At 59.5% G+C, this 16,794-nt stretch carries 17 protein-coding genes; 4 read left to right on the top strand and 13 right to left on the bottom strand.

Annotated elements, in window-relative coordinates; translation table 11 throughout:
* Positions 1 to 169 precede the first annotated feature (169 nt).
* Positions 170 to 1,390, top strand: a complete 1,221-nt coding sequence (locus tag RTCIAT899_RS26255) for an ROK family transcriptional regulator (protein ID WP_015342857.1) — start codon at positions 170 to 172, stop codon at positions 1,388 to 1,390.
* 82 nt (positions 1,391 to 1,472) lie between these two features.
* On the opposite strand, the gene RTCIAT899_RS26250 is transcribed toward RTCIAT899_RS26255, so the two are convergent.
* The 8 genes from RTCIAT899_RS26250 to RTCIAT899_RS26215 form a co-directional block, all read right to left on the bottom strand.
* Positions 1,473 to 3,500 carry a beta-N-acetylhexosaminidase gene (locus RTCIAT899_RS26250; protein ID WP_015342856.1) on the bottom strand — a complete coding sequence of 676 codons (2,028 nt, stop codon included), beginning with the start codon at positions 3,498 to 3,500 and terminating at the stop codon, positions 1,473 to 1,475.
* A 22-nt stretch (positions 3,501 to 3,522) separates the two neighbouring features.
* Positions 3,523 to 3,993, bottom strand: coding sequence for a GNAT family N-acetyltransferase (locus tag RTCIAT899_RS26245; RefSeq protein WP_015342855.1), 471 nt, complete (start codon positions 3,991 to 3,993; stop codon positions 3,523 to 3,525).
* Between the two features lie 12 nt (positions 3,994 to 4,005).
* Positions 4,006 to 4,929, bottom strand: coding sequence for an ABC transporter ATP-binding protein (locus tag RTCIAT899_RS26240; protein ID WP_015342854.1), 924 nt, complete (start codon positions 4,927 to 4,929; stop codon positions 4,006 to 4,008).
* Positions 4,926 to 5,741, bottom strand: coding sequence for an ABC transporter ATP-binding protein (locus RTCIAT899_RS26235; protein WP_015342853.1), 816 nt, complete (start codon positions 5,739 to 5,741; stop codon positions 4,926 to 4,928). The genes RTCIAT899_RS26240 and RTCIAT899_RS26235 overlap by 4 nt, the downstream gene beginning before the upstream one ends.
* The gene (locus RTCIAT899_RS26230) at positions 5,738 to 6,640 is read right to left on the bottom strand and encodes an ABC transporter permease (RefSeq protein WP_015342852.1); all 903 of its coding nucleotides are present in this window, start codon (positions 6,638 to 6,640) and stop codon (positions 5,738 to 5,740) included. Before RTCIAT899_RS26230 ends, RTCIAT899_RS26235 begins: the two co-directional genes overlap by 4 nt.
* Positions 6,637 to 7,620, bottom strand: a complete 984-nt coding sequence (locus RTCIAT899_RS26225; protein WP_015342851.1) for an ABC transporter permease — start codon at positions 7,618 to 7,620, stop codon at positions 6,637 to 6,639. Before RTCIAT899_RS26225 ends, RTCIAT899_RS26230 begins: the two co-directional genes overlap by 4 nt.
* 22 nt (positions 7,621 to 7,642) lie before the next feature.
* Positions 7,643 to 9,331 carry an ABC transporter substrate-binding protein gene (locus RTCIAT899_RS26220; RefSeq protein ID WP_041678184.1) on the bottom strand — a complete coding sequence of 563 codons (1,689 nt, stop codon included), beginning with the start codon at positions 9,329 to 9,331 and terminating at the stop codon, positions 7,643 to 7,645.
* A gap of 408 nt (positions 9,332 to 9,739) precedes the next feature.
* Entirely contained in the window at positions 9,740 to 10,135 is a 396-nt protein-coding gene (locus RTCIAT899_RS26215; RefSeq protein ID WP_081598470.1) for a RidA family protein, read from the bottom strand.
* A 353-nt stretch (positions 10,136 to 10,488) separates the two neighbouring features.
* Between RTCIAT899_RS26215 and RTCIAT899_RS26210 the strand changes: the two genes are divergently transcribed.
* Together RTCIAT899_RS26210 and ligD are read left to right on the top strand one after the other, a co-directional pair.
* Positions 10,489 to 11,283, top strand: a complete 795-nt coding sequence (locus RTCIAT899_RS26210) for an SDR family NAD(P)-dependent oxidoreductase (protein ID WP_015342848.1) — start codon at positions 10,489 to 10,491, stop codon at positions 11,281 to 11,283.
* A gap of 83 nt (positions 11,284 to 11,366) precedes the next feature.
* Positions 11,367 to 12,260: a non-homologous end-joining DNA ligase gene (gene ligD / locus RTCIAT899_RS26205; protein ID WP_376766874.1), complete on the top strand. Its 894-nt coding sequence runs from the start codon at positions 11,367 to 11,369 to the stop codon at positions 12,258 to 12,260.
* A 2-nt stretch (positions 12,261 to 12,262) separates the two neighbouring features.
* On the opposite strand, the gene RTCIAT899_RS26200 is transcribed toward ligD, so the two are convergent.
* The 5 genes from RTCIAT899_RS26200 to RTCIAT899_RS26180 form a co-directional block, all read right to left on the bottom strand.
* Entirely contained in the window at positions 12,263 to 12,829 is a 567-nt protein-coding gene (locus tag RTCIAT899_RS26200; RefSeq protein ID WP_015342846.1) for a methyltransferase family protein, read from the bottom strand.
* Positions 12,830 to 12,832: 3 nt separating this feature from the next.
* Positions 12,833 to 13,570 carry a glutathione S-transferase gene (locus RTCIAT899_RS26195; protein WP_015342845.1) on the bottom strand — a complete coding sequence of 246 codons (738 nt, stop codon included), beginning with the start codon at positions 13,568 to 13,570 and terminating at the stop codon, positions 12,833 to 12,835.
* Positions 13,571 to 13,793: 223 nt separating this feature from the next.
* Positions 13,794 to 14,108 (bottom strand): hypothetical protein, encoded by a 315-nt coding sequence (locus RTCIAT899_RS26190; RefSeq protein ID WP_015342844.1) that lies wholly within the window; start codon positions 14,106 to 14,108, stop codon positions 13,794 to 13,796.
* 38 nt (positions 14,109 to 14,146) lie between these two features.
* On the bottom strand, positions 14,147 to 14,338 hold the full coding sequence (locus tag RTCIAT899_RS26185) for a hypothetical protein (protein WP_135488117.1): 192 nt from the start codon (positions 14,336 to 14,338) through the stop codon (positions 14,147 to 14,149).
* A gap of 293 nt (positions 14,339 to 14,631) precedes the next feature.
* Positions 14,632 to 14,901: a DUF2934 domain-containing protein gene (locus RTCIAT899_RS26180; RefSeq protein ID WP_015342841.1), complete on the bottom strand. Its 270-nt coding sequence runs from the start codon at positions 14,899 to 14,901 to the stop codon at positions 14,632 to 14,634.
* 325 nt (positions 14,902 to 15,226) lie between these two features.
* Between RTCIAT899_RS26180 and RTCIAT899_RS26175 the strand changes: the two genes are divergently transcribed.
* Positions 15,227 to 16,690: a phospholipase D-like domain-containing protein gene (locus RTCIAT899_RS26175; RefSeq protein ID WP_015342840.1), complete on the top strand. Its 1,464-nt coding sequence runs from the start codon at positions 15,227 to 15,229 to the stop codon at positions 16,688 to 16,690.
* The last annotated feature ends 104 nt before the right edge of the window (positions 16,691 to 16,794 follow it).

The following is a 16,794-nucleotide window of genomic DNA, read 5'->3' as shown; positions in this document are numbered from 1 at the left end:
CGCCATACACTCCCGTTCAAACGACGCGACCTCAGCTGATCGCCGCTTGAACGCATCGGCAAAAGCATAGAAACTACATATAGACGCAGAAGCGGCATGCGGCCCCTCCTCCACGCCATGGCAAGCGTGGCAAGCAACAACATAAAATAAAGTCATCTCCGGTCCTCACATGAAGACAATTTCAGGCACGAATCTCGAACAGGCCAAATCGCATAATCGGCGTGTCGTGATCGAAGCCATTCGCACCAACGGGCCGATGTCGCGCGCAGCGATTGCGCGCATGACAGCACTGACCACGCAGACGGTTTCGAATATCGTGGAGGAACTCGCGCGTTCGCACCTCCTCATCCCGATGGAGGCGCAGAAGATCGCCCGCGGCCAGCCCATCATCCCATACACCATCAATCCCATGGGAGCCTATTCCATCGGCCTCGAACTCGGCCGCCAGCGTGCGGCCGGGGTACTCACGGATCTTTCCGGCACGGTTTGCGCCCGCATTGACCGCCATGTCGACAGGCCGGGACCAACCGAGGCAATGCCGGTCTTTGCCGAGATCGTCAGGGATCTGCAGGAAGCCTTTTCCTTCGATCGCGCCCGGTTGCTGGGCATCGGCATTGCCCTGCCCGGGCGCTACGCCGATGGTGGCGTCACCTCGCTGAGCCCACTGAACCTGCCGGGCTGGCAGGATTTTCCCGTGGCCCGTGAACTCGAACGCCTGATCGGCCTGCCTGTGCTTGTCGAAAACGATGCCACAGCGGCGGCGATCGGCGAGCGGCTCCATGGTGTTGCCCGCGGCCTCGGAAGCTTCGTCTATCTCTTTCTGGCGGGTGACGGCGGCATCGGCGCCGGCATGTTCCTCGACGGCCACCTCTACAAGGGCAGCCGTGCCAATGCCGGCGAAATCGGCCACATCATCGTCGAGCCGCATGGCAGGCTTTGCACCTGCGGTAAACGCGGCTGTCTCGACCGCTATGTCTCGCCATCCGTCGCCTACGAATGTCTGGAGATCGAGGACGCGCAGGAGCTGGACCCCGATGAACTGGATGCGATGATTGCGGCCAACAGTCGCGGCCTGGAGGTCTGGCTGGAACAGGCGGTGCAGCCGCTTCGACAGACGATCGATTTTCTCGAACTGGCCTTCGATCCGCAGACGATCGTGCTTGGCGGCAGCGCTCCCACATCCCTCATGATCGGACTGGCCGAGCGCGTGGAACCGCTGTACACTCCAGTGAATCCGATGGAAAAGCGCACCATTCCCCGTTTGATGATCGGCGCCACCGGTAAGGACACCGCCATCCTAGGCGCGGCGGCCTTGCCCATTTTCTCGGAAACCAACCCTCAATTCGATGTGCTTCAGAAGCCGCTGACGCACCGCGCCGTCATGGGCTAGGCAAACGGCTCGACCTGCGTTCTGGCAACCTTGCTCAGGCGCGACCTGGCTGGGTCGCGCCTGAGGGCCGTGCATCAGGCTGTCAAAATTGATGCAGGCCGTAAAGCAGCGGCATCGTGCCTGCGAGCGCCTTGAATCGCTCCCAGGATTTGGCCGAAGGCTTGGTCCAGCCGGTTTCCGCCAGCGCCGAAAGACGCGGGAAGACGAGCCGGTCGAAAACGGCGCGGTCGGTCATCGGTTCCGACCAGATGCAGGCCTGGATGCCGCGAAGCTTCTCCTTCTGCGCTTCCGTCCAGCCGCCGACGGGATCGAAGGTGTAGATCTTCTCCGCATCGGAGTAGCCGGCCCAGCTGCCGCCCGGTTCGTCCCAATCCGGGCGCATCGCCATGTCGAGATAATAGACCTGGCCAGGACAGACGACGATCTCATAACCGCGCCCCGCAAGCTCGGCCGCCACCTCGACGTTGCGCCAGCTGCAAAGATAGCTCTTCCCCTTGTCGATCCTGTCGCCGTGCGCCGCTTCTTCCCAGCCGCCAGTTATGCAGCCCTTGGAGGCAAGAAACGCCTGGATGCGCTCCAGGAATTCGGCCTGCAGGAAGGCCGCGCCCGAGCCGTGAATATCGTCAGCCCCGTGCGTATTGGTGATGACGTTCAGGCGCTTGGCATGGGCCTCCGCTAACTCGTCGCCGGCCAGTTCGCGCAGACGGGCAAGTGCCTCCGGGGAGCCGGACCAAGCGCCAAGCGGCACTTCATCGGCGCCGATATGGATCGTCTTGAACGGGAAGAGTTCGATCAGTTCGGAAAGGATGGTCTCGATGACCTCATAAGTCTTCTCTCGCGCCGGATTGATGCAATTGTCCGGGAAGCCTTGCACCGAATAATAGCTGCCGACCTCGTTCGGATCGCGAAGCTCCGGGATTGCCTGCTGCATCGCATAGCAATGGCCGGGCATATCGATCTCGGGCAGGATCTCGATGCCGAAGCCCTTGGCGTAAGCGACGATCTCGCGCACGGCCGCCTTGGTATAATAGCCGCCGGTGCGAGCCGGGCTCGAACCGAGAAGCGGCGGCAACGGCAGTCCGTGGCCCCGCCATGCGCCGATCTCCGTCAATGCCAGATAGGCATCGATCTCGATGCGCCAGGATTCGTCGTCCGACAGGTGCCAGTGGAAGCGATTGAGCTTGTTCCAGGCAAGAACCGCCATCAGCTTCTTGATTTCAGCCGTGCCGTAGAATTGGCGCGAGACGTCGAGATGCAGGCCGCGCCAGCTCATGGACGGCTCGTCGACAATCTCGCCGCCGGCCGGGAAATGGAAAGCCTGTGGATGCAGGCGTGCGCCGCGCCAGATCTGGCCGATGGTGACGAGGCCATAGATGAAGCCGGTCTGGGTGCTCGCCTCGACAGTGACGCTCTCCGAGGCAAATTCCAGCCTATAGGCTTCGTGGCCTAGACCTTCCGTTTGACGCAGCACCACCGTTGCAGCGCCTTCCGCCTCGGAACGGACAAGTCCCTCAGCCGCGAAAAGATGCTCGACAAGCGCCGTGAAGCTTGCAGCCGCAGCCTGTGCTTCTGGTGTCGCCGCCTTCAGCGTAAAGCCTGCCGGCAGCGGTCGGCGCGACGAAACGGCAACGCGGTTAGGCCAGGGAATGATCGCCAGTGGAACGGGAGGATTGGCCGGAACGGGATAGATTTCGGCGCCACGCTTCAAAGGCGCATTGCTTGACGATGTGCGCGTCGGCTCTGTGGCAAGGGATACGGCAGTTCCATCGGAAAGCGCCAGATAAGCACTTGTGGCACCGTCGGTCCAATGGCGGAACGTCCAGCTGAGCGCGTGCACCGTGATGGTCCATGTCTCACCGCCAGCCAGTATGAAGCCTTCCGGCGGCTGGAATTCGGTGAAATTGGACAGCCGTTTCGTGACCGTCGCGCCTTCGACGACGCCGGCGGGATCGACGCGGCCGGGGCCGCTGACGCAGAGCGCGAAGCCGGAAAGCGGCTCCGACGATAGGTTCTTCAGCCGCAGGACATAGGAAAACTCCTTGTCGTCGGCAGGCGGGTTCCAGGTTGTTTCAAGCCGCAAAGCCAGGGATCGCGGTGTGGACATGAGCATTCTCTCTTCCTGAAGGTATCGTTCAAAGCTTGAGCATGCCGGCGTAGATGCCGGGTGCGGAATTGGGGATCTGGATCGCGCCGACCGTCTTCTCGTAGAATTCCGACGGGCCGACATCGCCTATGACGGTGTAGGCATAGCCCATGGCCTTCTGGTCGTTGAGGCAGGCAAAGAGCAATGCACGGCCGATGCCGAGGCCGCGAACGCTTTCGTCGACGCCGGTCGGGCCGAAGAAGCCGCGTGCCGTCGCCTCGTGGCAAGCAAAGCCGACAAGCTCCCGATTGCGCGTGGCGATGAAGCATGTCGGCGGCTGACGCGTCATCGCCACCGTCGTCTCGCTTGCCCATCCCTGGCGGAAATGTTCGGCCACCCAACCGGTGATCAGCCGCAGCTCAGGCGGCAGTGCGCGCCTTACGGTAACGCCCGTCTTCGCCATGCGCTCGGCCGATTGCATATCGATCGGCAGGGTCGATAGATTGACCAGGTAGTCCAAGGGGAATTCCTCCTAATTCGATGCGACGAGCGCACGCATGAAATGATTGGGGCCGACCTCCTCGACCACTGTCGAGACCGGCCGGCTGAGCGCGCGGATCTTCTCCGCCTGCTCCAGGAAGCGGGCACTGCCGCCGGTCACGAACCTACGGCCACCATCCGGCACAGCAGAAAGTAAAAGCTGCGTATAGGGGTGCTTCGGACTGGCGAGGACGGCATCGGTCTCGCCCCACTCGACCATCTGGCCGGCAAACATCACCACGATCTCCTCCGCAACATGGGCAGCCGTCGCAATATCATGGGTGATGTAAAGCATGGCCAGATCGTTTTCCCGTTTTACCCGCGCCAGCAGATCGAGAATGTCCTTGCGGATCGAGACATCAAGCATCGAGGTCGGTTCGTCCGCCACCAGCACGCTCGGAGAGACCGCAAGCGCACGGGCAATATTGACGCGCTGGCGCTGGCCGCCGGAGAGTTCGTGCGGGAACTTCTGCCGCGTCACTGCAGGATCGAGCCCGACACTCTCCAGCAACTTCGCAATATCATCCTCTCGCTCCGCCTTCGGCTTGTCTCCGTGCAACTGCAGTGGCCTTGCGATGTGATGATCGATCGTGAAGGCCGGATTGAGCGACGAGAACGGGTCCTGGAAGACCATCTGGACATTCTTGCGGTACATCCGCTCGTCCCTGCCCGAACCGCGCGCCGTGCGGTCTTGCCCACGGAACAGCAGCCTGCCGGCTGTGGGCTTGTCGAGCCGGGCGATGATGCGGGCGCAGGTGGTCTTGCCGCAGCCGGATTCGCCGACCAATGCCAGTGCCTTTCCCGCGAATAGTGAAAAGGAAACGCTTTTCAACGCGTGCACGGGGCCGAAATGGCGCTGGACATCATCCAGCTGGATGACGGGTTCTGCAGTCACGGCCTGTATCTGCGGTTTCATGCGAAAACTCCGGGAGGGTGGGCGCTGGCCGGAAGCTGCGGAATGGCATTCCAAAGCTTGCGCGTGTACTCGTGAACGGGCGACTGGCTGACCTGAGTGACATCGCCGACCTCGACCAGCTCGCCCCTCAGCATAACGCCGATACGGTGGCAGAGCTGCGCCATCAGATGCAGGTCATGGGTGATGAAGAGCACCGAGAAGCCGTAGGTCTGCTGCAGGTCGAGAACCTGCTCCAGGATCTCGCGCTGCACGACAACATCGAGCGCCGTCGTCGGTTCATCCATGATGATGAGTTCGGGGCGCAGCGCCAGGCAGATGGCGATAACGATGCGCTGGCGCATGCCACCGGAAAACTGATGCGGATAATCGCCGACGCGATGCGGGGGAATACCCACCAGCTTGAACATTTCCTCGGCACGGGCACGCGATTCCTGGCGTGAGCAGCCGGTATGGCGACGCAAGACGTCGTGGAATTGTGCCTCCACCCGCATCAGTGGATTGAGCGAATTCATGGCGCTCTGGAATACCATGCCGACGCGCTTCCAGCGGATCTTCTGCAGCTCGCCTTCCGGCATCTTGAGCAGATCCTGCCCGTCGAGCCTGATGCTTCCACCGCTGATCCAGGCCGGAGCCTTGGAAAGCCGGGTGATCGCATAGGCGATCGTGCTCTTGCCGCAGCCGGATTCGCCCGCAAGTCCGAAGATCTCGCCGCGGCCGACGTTGAAAGACACATCCTTCACCGCGCGGAAATCGCCCTTGTCGAGCAGATAGTCGATATTGAGATGCTCGATCTCAAGCAGATTGTCGCTCATTGCTCGGCCCTCATCATGCGGTTGCGAGCGCGTGTCAGGCGGAACCAGCGGGTCAAGGCCGGGCCGGAACGCAATTGCGGATTGGCGATTTCATCGAAGGTGAAGTTGATCAGCGCGAGACCGAGCCCCGTCAGCGCGATGCCGATGGCGGGAATGCCGATATCCCACCAGGCTCCGACCATGATGGCCGAGGCATTCTGGGCGTTGTAGAGCATGGTTCCCCAGGTGACCTTCAGCGGATCGCCGAAGCCGAGATATTCGAGCGTGGTCTGGGCGACGATCGCGTAAATGATGCTGCCGACCAGATTGATGCCGATGAGCGGCGTCAGATTGGGCAGGATCTCGACGAAGATAATGCGCCAGGCCGGCTCGCCGATCATCTTGGCGGCGGTGACGAAATCGCGGTTGCGCAATGCCATCGTCTGCGACCGCGTCATGCGCGCGCCCCAGGGCCATGACGTCAAGGCGATGATGGTCATGATCGTCATGGGCCCGACCGTGCCGGCAAAGGAGGCAAGCAGGATGAGGAGCGGCATGTTCGGGATAACAAGCACGGCATTGGTGGCGAGGTCGAGCGCTGCATCGGTCTTGCCGCCGGTATAGCCGGCGATTAGGCCAATGGCGGTGCCGAGCACGGTAATCACGATGCCCGTCGCGAAACCGACGGAAAGCGAGCTTCTGGCGCCCCAGACGAATTGCTTGTAGACGTCGCGACCCATCTTCGTCGTGCCGAATACATGTTCGACGGATGGTGGCTGATGCGAGCGCCCCACACGGGCGCCGGGCTCGCCGGGAGCGATGATCGGCGCGAAGATCGCCATCAGGCATAGTGCTGCAACGATGATGAAGCCGACAAGCGCCTTCTTCTGGCTGAAAACGGATCGGAAGGAAAAGCTCATCGACCTGCCTCCCTCAATCGCGGATCGACAAGGCCGTAGATGATGTCGACGAGGAAATTGGCGCCAAGTGTCGCAAGCGTCATCAGCAGCAATTGCCCCTGAATGACGGGATAGTCGCGCGCCACGCTGGCGGTAAACAACGTCAGCCCAAGACCCGGATAATTGAAGACAATCTCGGTAACGATCGAGCCGCCGAAGACGGCGCCGAGTATCAGCGCAAGATTGGTCAGGACAGGCAAGAGCGCGTTACGCGCGCCATAGCCGAACATGACGGCGAGATTGCTCAGCCCCTTGGCGCGGCCCATCGTCACGTAATCCTCGCCAAGCACGACGATCATCGAAGATCGCATGGTGGTCTGGAACTCGCCGACAAGGAATGGCGACAGCGTCAGCACCGGCAGGATGGCATGCACGAAGACGCTGCCGAAGAAGGTGAAGTTGAAGCCCGGATCTAGGTTGGGATCATAGGCATATCCCACGGGAAACCAGCGCAACGATACGGCGAAGACGAACAGGGTCGTGAGCGCGACGATGACGGGCGGTATCGAAAACAGGATGACTGCGAAAGGCGATACGATCGTATCGAACCGCCCGCCGCGTCTCCAGGCCGCGATGGCGCCGAGCACGACACCGACACACAGCGAAAATATGATCGCGGTGACCACAAGGAAGATGGTCCAGAGCGTCGCCCGGCTCAGCACCTGGACCACCGTCTGCGGATAGTATTTGACCGAAACGCCGAGATCGAAAGTGGCGAGGCCTTTAAGGTAGTCGAGGAACTGCATCATGATCGGCTGATCGATCTCGCCGAAACGGGCCTTGATCGCCTCCACGGCCGCGGGCGTGGCCCGCGGCCCGAGCTGGGCGACCATGGCATCGACGGGGCTCCCCGGCATAAGCCGGGGAAGAATGAAGTTCACGACGATCGCGAAAGCCAAAGCCACCGCATAGACGCCGAGGCGCCGGCTCGAAACACGCATATCTGCTTCCTTCGCTGTGGCCTTATTGGACCGGCTTCAGACGCAGAAGATGCATGAGACGCATGCGGTTGTTATCGTGGTTTTCCGGATTCATCACCGGATCCTTGTCCGTGACCCAACCGGTGAAACGCTTGCTGGAATACTGATACCAGGTCGGGCCGTTGAAGACGGGAACGACCGGGAAATCGTCTGCGATCAGAACCTGGATATCGTTGAAGATCTTCTTGTGATCATCATCGGAAGACGACTTCAGATACTGATCGAAGAGCGCATCGAGCTTCGGGTTGGAGTAGCGTGGCGCGGCGACGGTGAGCTTGCCGGCATAGGCCGTCGACAGGCTCTGATAATAGCCCTGGAATGGGGTGGCACTGTCGGCGCGCGAATTCATGACCACATCGAAGCTGCCATCGAGAAGTTGCTTGCGCCACTGCTCGTATTCGGGGGTGGCAACTGAGGCGTTGATGCCCGCGGCGCGAAGTCCTTCGACGGCGATCTGCACGGCATCGATCCAGTCCGTCCAACCGTTCGGCACGATGACCGCGAAGGTGATCGGCTTGCCGCTCGGCGTCGTGCGGAAGCCGTCGGCGCCCTTCTTGTAGCCGGCATCGTCGAGGATCTTGTTGGCCTTGTCGGTATCAAAGCCCATGAAGGCGTCCTTGTCGCCTTCGGCAGCCTTGTTGCGCCAGCTGTCAAAGCGTGGTGGCAGGCCGCTGGCGTGCAGGTTGACGACCGGATAGCCGAAGCCGGCAATATCGACCATCGACTTGCGGTCCATCGCCAGGCTGAACGCATGGCGGAAATTGAGATCCTTGAATGCCTCGAAATTACCGATATTCGAAGATTTGAAGTTCATCTCGAAGGCAACGGTTTCCGCCGGCGGCTGCCAGTAACCATTGTGCTGCGGGTCGAGCGCGACGAAGGTCTTGTCGATCTGCGGCAGGAACGAGCCGATCCAATCGACGGTTCCTTCCGGCAGCAGCGCCAGCATCTGGTCGTTGCCCGAGATCTGCGGCAGGCGCAGGCAATCGACATGAAGCGATGCGGCATCCCAGTAGTTCGGATTGCGGCACTGCTCGTAAACCTGCGGGGTGAAACGGCGAACCTCGGTCATCGGGCCAGAGCCGACGGGCTTCTCGTTCTTGAAGGCGACCGGATCGGCCACGTCCTTCCAGATATGCTCGGGCACGACGGCGAGATCGGCGAGCGATTCCGGGAATTCGGAATTCACGGCCTTGAGCTTGATCGTCACCTCTGTCGGCGACGGTGCCTCGACCGATGCGACTGTTTGACCGGCACCGACGGTATCGACGGCCGGGTTCTTCAGCATCAGGTCGATCGTGTATTTCACGTCGGCCGAGGTCAGCGGCTGGCCATCCGACCATTTCACGCCGGGACGCAGTTCGTACGTGATCGACATCAGATCGTCGGAGAACTTGTAGCTGGTCGCCAAACGCCAGACCGGCTTGCCGCCGTCATTGGCGTTGAAGATGACCAAGGGCTCGTAGATGAAATCCATCGTGCTCTGGCGACGACCGGCCAGATCGAATGGATTGAAGTTGCTGACCCAGCTGGTCTGCTCCTCGATGTGCATCGTCAGCACGGATTCCGCGGATGCCATGCCTGCACCGAATGCCAGCGAAGCGCCAAGCACCGCCGCTGCCAGTGATGTCCGCTGAAATAGATTGCGCAATGACCTTTTCCTCATTCCCATTTCCAACCCCTCTTGTTGTTTTGGAGTAGTCAATCAAATTGATTTAATAGTGAGTTTTGAAACTCGTCAATCGCTGATTGGAAGTCAAAGGCATTGATTTTGAGGTTTGAAGGATTGTCGCCGATGTCGGCACGCACTTCGCCGCTACTGGAAATTGCGCGGATATATTGAGGACTGCGGCCTGGTGGCAGCGTGCGCGCGCTTGGAGATGCGGTCGCGCGGAGCCGCAATCGAGAAAAAGCGGCGCCTATCCGCATTACCGAAGCAGGCGGCGGCCTGCAGGCTTTGGGATTTTAAGGCAGATAGTCGGGAGATTGATCATCTGGGGCGCGCCATCGCAAATGGGCGCGAGATGGATTGCGATGCAGCCCTTGCCGCACCGCAATCGAGGCAAAAAACAGCGCTCGGTCAGTCGAGCGGTTTGTAGGCGATGACGTCCATTTCCACCTTCACATCGACCATCATTGGCGACTGAACGGTCGAGCGGGCTGGCGGATGATCGATGAAGTGCTTTTCGAAGACAGAGTTGAAGCTGGAGAAATCACGAGCGTCATCCAGCCACACATTGACCTTCACCACATGCTCGAGCGTGCAATCGGCAAGGGCAAGGACATCCTTGATATTGGCAATGACCTGCTCGGTCTGCGTGACGATATTGCCCGTAACGATTTCGCCGTTGATCGTCGGAACCTGGCCCGAAACGTACACGAAATCGCCTGCCCTGACAGCCTTGGCGAAGGGGCGACGCTGGCCGCCGGCCTGATTGTCGGCGACGTCGAAACGGATCAGCTTGTTCTTGCTCATGATATCCTCAGTCTTACCCCGTTGCTGAAAGTCGCAGTCGCCATCATTTATCGTGAACAGGCCCAAGCGTTCGACTCTCCTGGTAGCTTCCTTATCTGCCGCAACGGCGCTACGCCAGATCGTTTTGTTCGCTTGCGGGATGGACATGGAGCGATGCTTCTGCGACTTCGATCGAAACCTTAACTTCAAAAACAAGAAAAACCCTTTTGTTTTCCGGCGACTAAGGACGCTTCCTCGACAAAGGACATGTCGTCCTTTTGTCGCGCTTGGCATGATTGCCTTTTTGCCCCCGAGCCTGATAAGACAAAGGCATATTTCGTCGTATGATTGGTTGACGTTCAGGAGGAGTCGTCATGACAGAACTCGCGCAATCGCTTGCGTCCATTCGCATTCCCGATCTTGCCGGCAAAAGAGTATTGATAACGGGTGCTTCGACCGGCATCGGCGCTGCCGTGGCACGCGCCTTTGCCGCACAGGGCATGAAAATCGGCCTGCATTTCAATGCAAGCCGTGAACCGGCGGAAAAGCTGGCCGATGAAATCAAGGCTGGCGGCGGAACCGTCCATCTCATTCAGGGCGATGTCTCGCAAGACGGCGGGACCGAGCGCGTCGTCGAGGATGCGGTAGACGTTTTGGGTGGCCTCGATGGCCTGGTCAACAATGCCGGCGGCATGCTCGGGCGGCTTCCGACCGCCGAAATGACGGATGAGCATTATGAGCGGGTGATGAACCTCAATGCCCGCTCCGTCCTTGCGGCAACCCGTGCCGCTCATCCACACCTGAAAAAACAAGGCGGCTTCGTCATCAACACGACCTCGATTGCCGCGCGCAACGGCGGCGGCAATGGCGCAATTCTCTATGCCGCCTCGAAGGGTTTCGTCTCGACCATTACCCATGGGCACGCCAAGGAATTCGTCAACGACAAGATCCGCGTCAATGCCGTCGCACCCGGCGTCATCGCGACGCCGTTCCATGAGCGCTATACCAACGACGAGCAGATGGAACTACAGCGCAAGACGATTCCCATGGGATTCGTCGGCACGCCGGAAGACTGCGTCGGCGCTTATCTCTTCCTCGCCTCTCCCACCCTGTCCGGCTACATCACCGGCCAGATCATCGAGGTCAATGGCGGCCAGCTCATGCCCTGAGATGCGGTCAGCGGTCGCTTTGTGTGCCGGGCAATGTTAGTCTTGCCCGGCGCGGGACCTTCGCGTCCAAGAAGATGGAGCGCATGCAGATGGCAAAGACGCCCACTCATGACGGCATCAAGACGTCGGTGGAATTGACCCACCCGGAGCGGGTCTATTGGCCCGACGACGAGATTACCAAGCAAGATCTTCTCGAATATTATGCCCTGGCGTGGGAGCGCATGTCGCCATTCGTCATCAATCGCCCCCTCGCCCTCTTGCGCTGCCCCGATGGTATCGATGGGCCACGGTTCTTCCAGAAACACGCCTGGAAAGGCATCAATCATAACATCACCGAAATCGCCGATCCTGAAGACAAAGACGCTGCAAAACTTTTGAAGATCGAGAGTTTCGACGGGCTTGCTGCACTCGTCCAATCAGCCGCCCTGGAGATACACCCCTGGGGCACCGCGATCGAGCATTGGGAAAAGCCCGACATGATCATCATGGACCTCGATCCCGGCGAGGATATCGCATGGCGCAAGGTCGTGACTGCCGCGAAAGAGATCAGGGAGCGGTTCGCGGCCCAGGGACTGACCTCCTTTGTCAAAACCTCTGGCGGCAAGGGACTGCATGTGGTCGCATCCGTCAAACCGCAGGCGACCTGGCCTGATATCAAGGATGCCGCCGAAGCGATCGCCCATGCCATGAGTGCCGATAGTCCGCAGACATATTTGTCGGTCGCCAGCAAGGCGAAGCGGGCGGGCCATATCTTCATCGACTATCTGCGCAACGGTCGCGGCAATACTGCCGTGGCACCCTATTCGACGCGCGCCAGAAAGGGCACCGCCGTTTCGATGCCGGTCAATTGGGAGGAATTGGACGGCACGATCGGGCCTGCTTCCTTTACGGTCAAGAATGCAGCATCGCGCCTCGGCCAATCGAGCACCGATCCCTGGGCGGATTTCTTCAAGACGGCAGCGCCGCTGAAGGTCTGACGCTACACGAGAAACGGGACCAGCGCGGGCGTGCTGGCCTTATAGTCGGCATAGGCCGAGCCGAAGGTCTCGCTCATCCAACTTTCCTCGATTCGCACACGGCGCAGCACGGCATAGAGAACGGCGACGATGGCCAGGGCCGCCGCGATATCGCCTCGCGCAATTGCCGAGCCGATGATGGCGAGCATCAGACCGGAATAGATCGGATGCCGGACAAGCGCATATGGACCGGAGCGTATAAGCGCGTGATCTTCCTTGAGGGTAATCACGCCACTCCAGTTTCTGCCAATATGATAGCGCGCCCAGACGGCGAAGAGCAGACCGATGAAGGTCAGAGCAGCACCGATTGCATAAGATGCAGGGTCTTGCGGAATGATACGATATCGCAAGGGGCCGAACCAGGATGGATCGATTGAAAGCAGGAAGGCGCCGATCCAGATCGGCGCAGTATTGCCGAGCCGCGACAACGGATCCTCCTGCCGCACGCTCTTCTTGACGCCGAAAGAAGCGAAAAGCCAGATCAACAGCCAGATGATCCAGCATGCGGGAATGAACTGATAAAGCAGCATCGCTCAGGCCACATCTTTGTCCAGTTCCGGATAGTGCCGGAAAATGCCGTTCTCATTGAAGGGAATGCGGCGATCGGACTGAAGATAGCGAGCAATGTTGGGCCGTTTCATGACAGCTGCATGCAGCGCAGTCAGATGCGGATAATCGCGCTCAAAATGCTTTGTCGCGCGCGGGAAGGCATAGTGCAATCCCTCATAGACCTGGAACAGCGATAGATCGACATAGGTCAATTCATTTCCGAAGATATGGCTCGATCCTTCGGGGTTCTGCTGAAGCACTTTCTCGAAATAGCCGAGAAACTTGGGAATGCGGTTTTCGATGAATTCTGCAGCGCGCGCTTTGGCCTCTTGCTTCTGGTCCTCGTAATATTTCGACGTTGCGATCGGGTGATGTGTGTCGTGTACCTCGGCGACGAGATCGGTGATGGTCAACTGCAGGCCGTTCAACACGTGGCGCTTTCCTTCGTCCCTCGGTGCCAGACCTAGTTTCGGGCCGAGATACATCAGGATATTCGCCACATGCGGAATGATGAGATCGCCATCCTTCAGAAATGGCGGCGCAAACGGAAGATCGAAGTCGGATTTTCCGCCCATGATGGCGAACATGGCGGGCATTCCCTGCCCCTTGCTTGCCGGTCCGCGACAAACATCGACATACTCCGCACCCGCCTCCTCCAGCGCCAGCCGAACGAATTCGCCGCGCCCTTGAATGCCATCCCAATAATAGAGTTCGTAAGCCATTCCGTTTTTCCCTCCCGAGAATTGAAAAGCCAGCCGCGGCAGTCGTAGCGACGGGCATATTCTCGTCATCGTCACCATCGGCGCATCGCAAGCCTGCAATTTAGCGCCGATAGTGCAGAAGATAAGTGGCGACCCGGTTATAGGCTACACATATGCGCCAGAAGCCCTGTGAATTTCATCGTCGGCCTGTGAGAAAGGTCCGGCGAGACCTCTAACAGGGAGGCTAGCTGCGCGCATTATGCTCGTGACGTTTGCGCGTCGCAGCCGCCTTCTTTGCAGAGGCGGAACGCTCCGCAGCCGGTCGCTTGGCAGCAGCACGTCCGCCGATCCTGCCGCCCTTTTCGGACGATTCGTGATTTTCGGAATGGCCGCGACCGGAGCCGGATTTCTTACCGCCGCCGCTTTCCTTATTGACCGTCGCCCAGGCACGCCGCTCCGCCTCCTCATTGGAAACGCCGCGCTCTTCATATCCTTCCTCGATATGCTCAGCCTTGCGCTTCTGTTTGTCCGTATAGGCCGATTTGTCTCCTCGGGGCATGATCTTTCTCCTTGTTAGGACGAAAAACCAACCCGTCGTCAGAGAAAAGGTTCCGAGATCCGCCCGGGCGAATTGCGATTACTGGACAGCAGACTGGCTGGAAGCATTCGCAAGCGCCGATCATGCCGCGCGGCGGCAGATTGCTTGGCTGAAGCCGGGAAAAAGATGCCGACTGAACGATCGATGATCAAAATCAGGACCAAGGCGGCCAGCAGATAGAGCGCGGTCAATATAAGGAGAGATGTCATCGCATCGCTCCAAACCCATTGGCAAAACAGGCAACGCAGCACGCCGCAACGATTGCGGCAACGGTCATTTCCCTATCATCGATGTCGCTACGACCCATTGCTAAGCTCCCTTCGCAATTCGTAGCATCGATGTGTGACAACTATGTCGCGCAAGAGAGCCAAATCACCGGAATTATTGCAAATATTCCGCCGGCCGCCGTCTTTTGAAAGAGAGGGCGCCTGCCGTTGCCAACAGGCCGCTCCTGTCTCCGCCACACTCTTAAGACCGACACGCCTTACACCTTCGGCACTACAGCCTTCTTCGGCGTTTTCTTCGCGGGTTTGGCCGATTTCTCCTCGGCAACAGCCGCCGCAGCGACCGCCGTCTTGCGCTTCGCCTTTGGCTTGATATCGATCGTGCTGCCGTTTGCTACGGTCTTTTCAAGCGCAATACGCTCGCTGCTCGCCTGCGCCCAGTGCTCGGCGTCGCGTCCCGAAGGATGACCTTCCTCTTCCCATATGGCGTATGCGCGTTTCTTGATCCATTCGTCCCGAGGTTCCAACATCTGCTGTTCTCCGTTCGCATCATTGAACATGGTTTGATGAACAATGCCCGTTCTTGAAATGCGGGCTTTACGCCTCCCCCGAGCAGTCAAGACGCTAGGTCAAGCGTTCTTCGGTCTCGACTCTCGAACCGCAGTGGCGCTTCAAACAAAAGACAGATTTACCGTGGGGGACGGTAGCGAAGCAGCCGAAGCACCCTAACTATGAAGGCGGTGACAACGGGGTTCAATTAAAATTATCTAATAGGATGAATTTTCGCACCGATAGCCTTCTGATGACCGCAAGCCGGCTCATTGCAGCTTTTGCGCGCAAGGATATACTTGCATTATGATCGACCTCGTGGCCGCCCATTGGGGCCAAATTCTCGCCGTCCTTTCCATCGCTATGGGGGCCGCTGCTGCAATTCATGCAGCCATGACCAAAGAGGATGTCCGCGCCGCGATCGGCTGGGTCGGCGTCATCATCTTGTCCCCCATCATTGGTGCCGTCCTCTATGCTGTCGCCGGCATCAATCGCATCCGCCGGGCCTCCCTCAGCTCGCAGCGAGATGCGCTTTTTCGCAAGGATGCGAATGGCGAGCTCTCCAGCTTCGACGCCGATGGCGGCGAGGTGCGGCGGCTCTTCGGCGAACGTTTCGGCTCGATGAAGACGCTCGGCGACCGTGTCGTCCGTTACACGATGAGCACCGGAAACACGATCGAGATGCTGGCGAACGGCGATGTCGCCTATGCCGCGATGAAAGCCGCAATCGATGGCGCCGAACGCAGCATCCTGATGGAAACCTATATTTTCGATCGCGATCCGATCGGCCTTCGCATCGCCGATGCCCTGATTGCCGCGACCAAACGCGGCGTCAGCGTCCGCGTACTTATCGACGCCGTCGGCGCCCGCTATTCCGTGCCGAGCATCATGGGTTATCTGCGCCAGGGCGGCGTTCCGGTCGACGTCTTCAACGGCAATGTCATCATCGGCCTCCGGTTGCCCTATGCCAACCTGCGCACCCACCGTAAGATCCTCAGCATCGACGGGCGAATTGCCTTTACCGGCGGCATGAACATACGCCAGGGTTTTACGCGCGAATTCGCTCGCGATCACTGCGCCCGCGACATGCATTTCTGCGTCACAGGCCCGGCAGTCGCCGATCTCTTCAATACGGCAGCCGAAGACTGGCGCTTTACCACGGGCGAGGTCCTAAGCACTCCGGAATGGCGGATTGCCTCCCCTTCCAACGAGCCGGGTGCCCCAGTCTTTATGCGGGTCGTCGCCTCCGGCCCGGATCGCAGCGTCGAGACCAATCATAAGATGCTGATTGGAGCGCTGTCGGTAGCGCATAAATCAATTCGCATCATGTCACCTTATTTCCTGCCGGATCGAGAATTGATCAGCGCACTGGTGACAGCAGCCCGGCGCGGCGTCGAGGTCGATATCGTCGTGCCGACAGCCAATAATCTCGTACTCGTCGACCGTGCCATGACGGCGCAATTCGACCAGATGCTGAAGAATTATTGCCGCATCTGGCGCGCCAAAGGCGCTTTCAACCATTCCAAGCTTTTGGCCGTCGACGGCATCTGGGCCTATGTCGGCTCTTCCAATCTCGATCCGCGCTCGCTGAGGCTCAATTTCGAGGTGGATCTCGAGGTGCTCGATCGCGGCTTTGCCGGCACGATCGATGCGCATATCGGCGCAATCCTCGAAACGGCGCATCCGGTCGATCTCGAAAAGCTTCGGGCGCGGCCCTTCATCGTCAGACTTGTCGAAAAGGTGCTTTGGCTCGGTTCGCCCTATCTCTGACGCTAGCTTGACCGAACAATCTGGCCTGGTCGCAGCCTTTTTACATGACAAGGCCAACGATCGCTTCTTATACTCTTTCCCATGTGCCCGACATGGTCTGATCA

This window comes from Rhizobium tropici CIAT 899, assembly GCF_000330885.1.
Lineage (GTDB): Bacteria > Pseudomonadota > Alphaproteobacteria > Rhizobiales > Rhizobiaceae > Rhizobium > Rhizobium tropici.
This window is presented reverse-complemented; position numbering and strand designations above follow the sequence as displayed.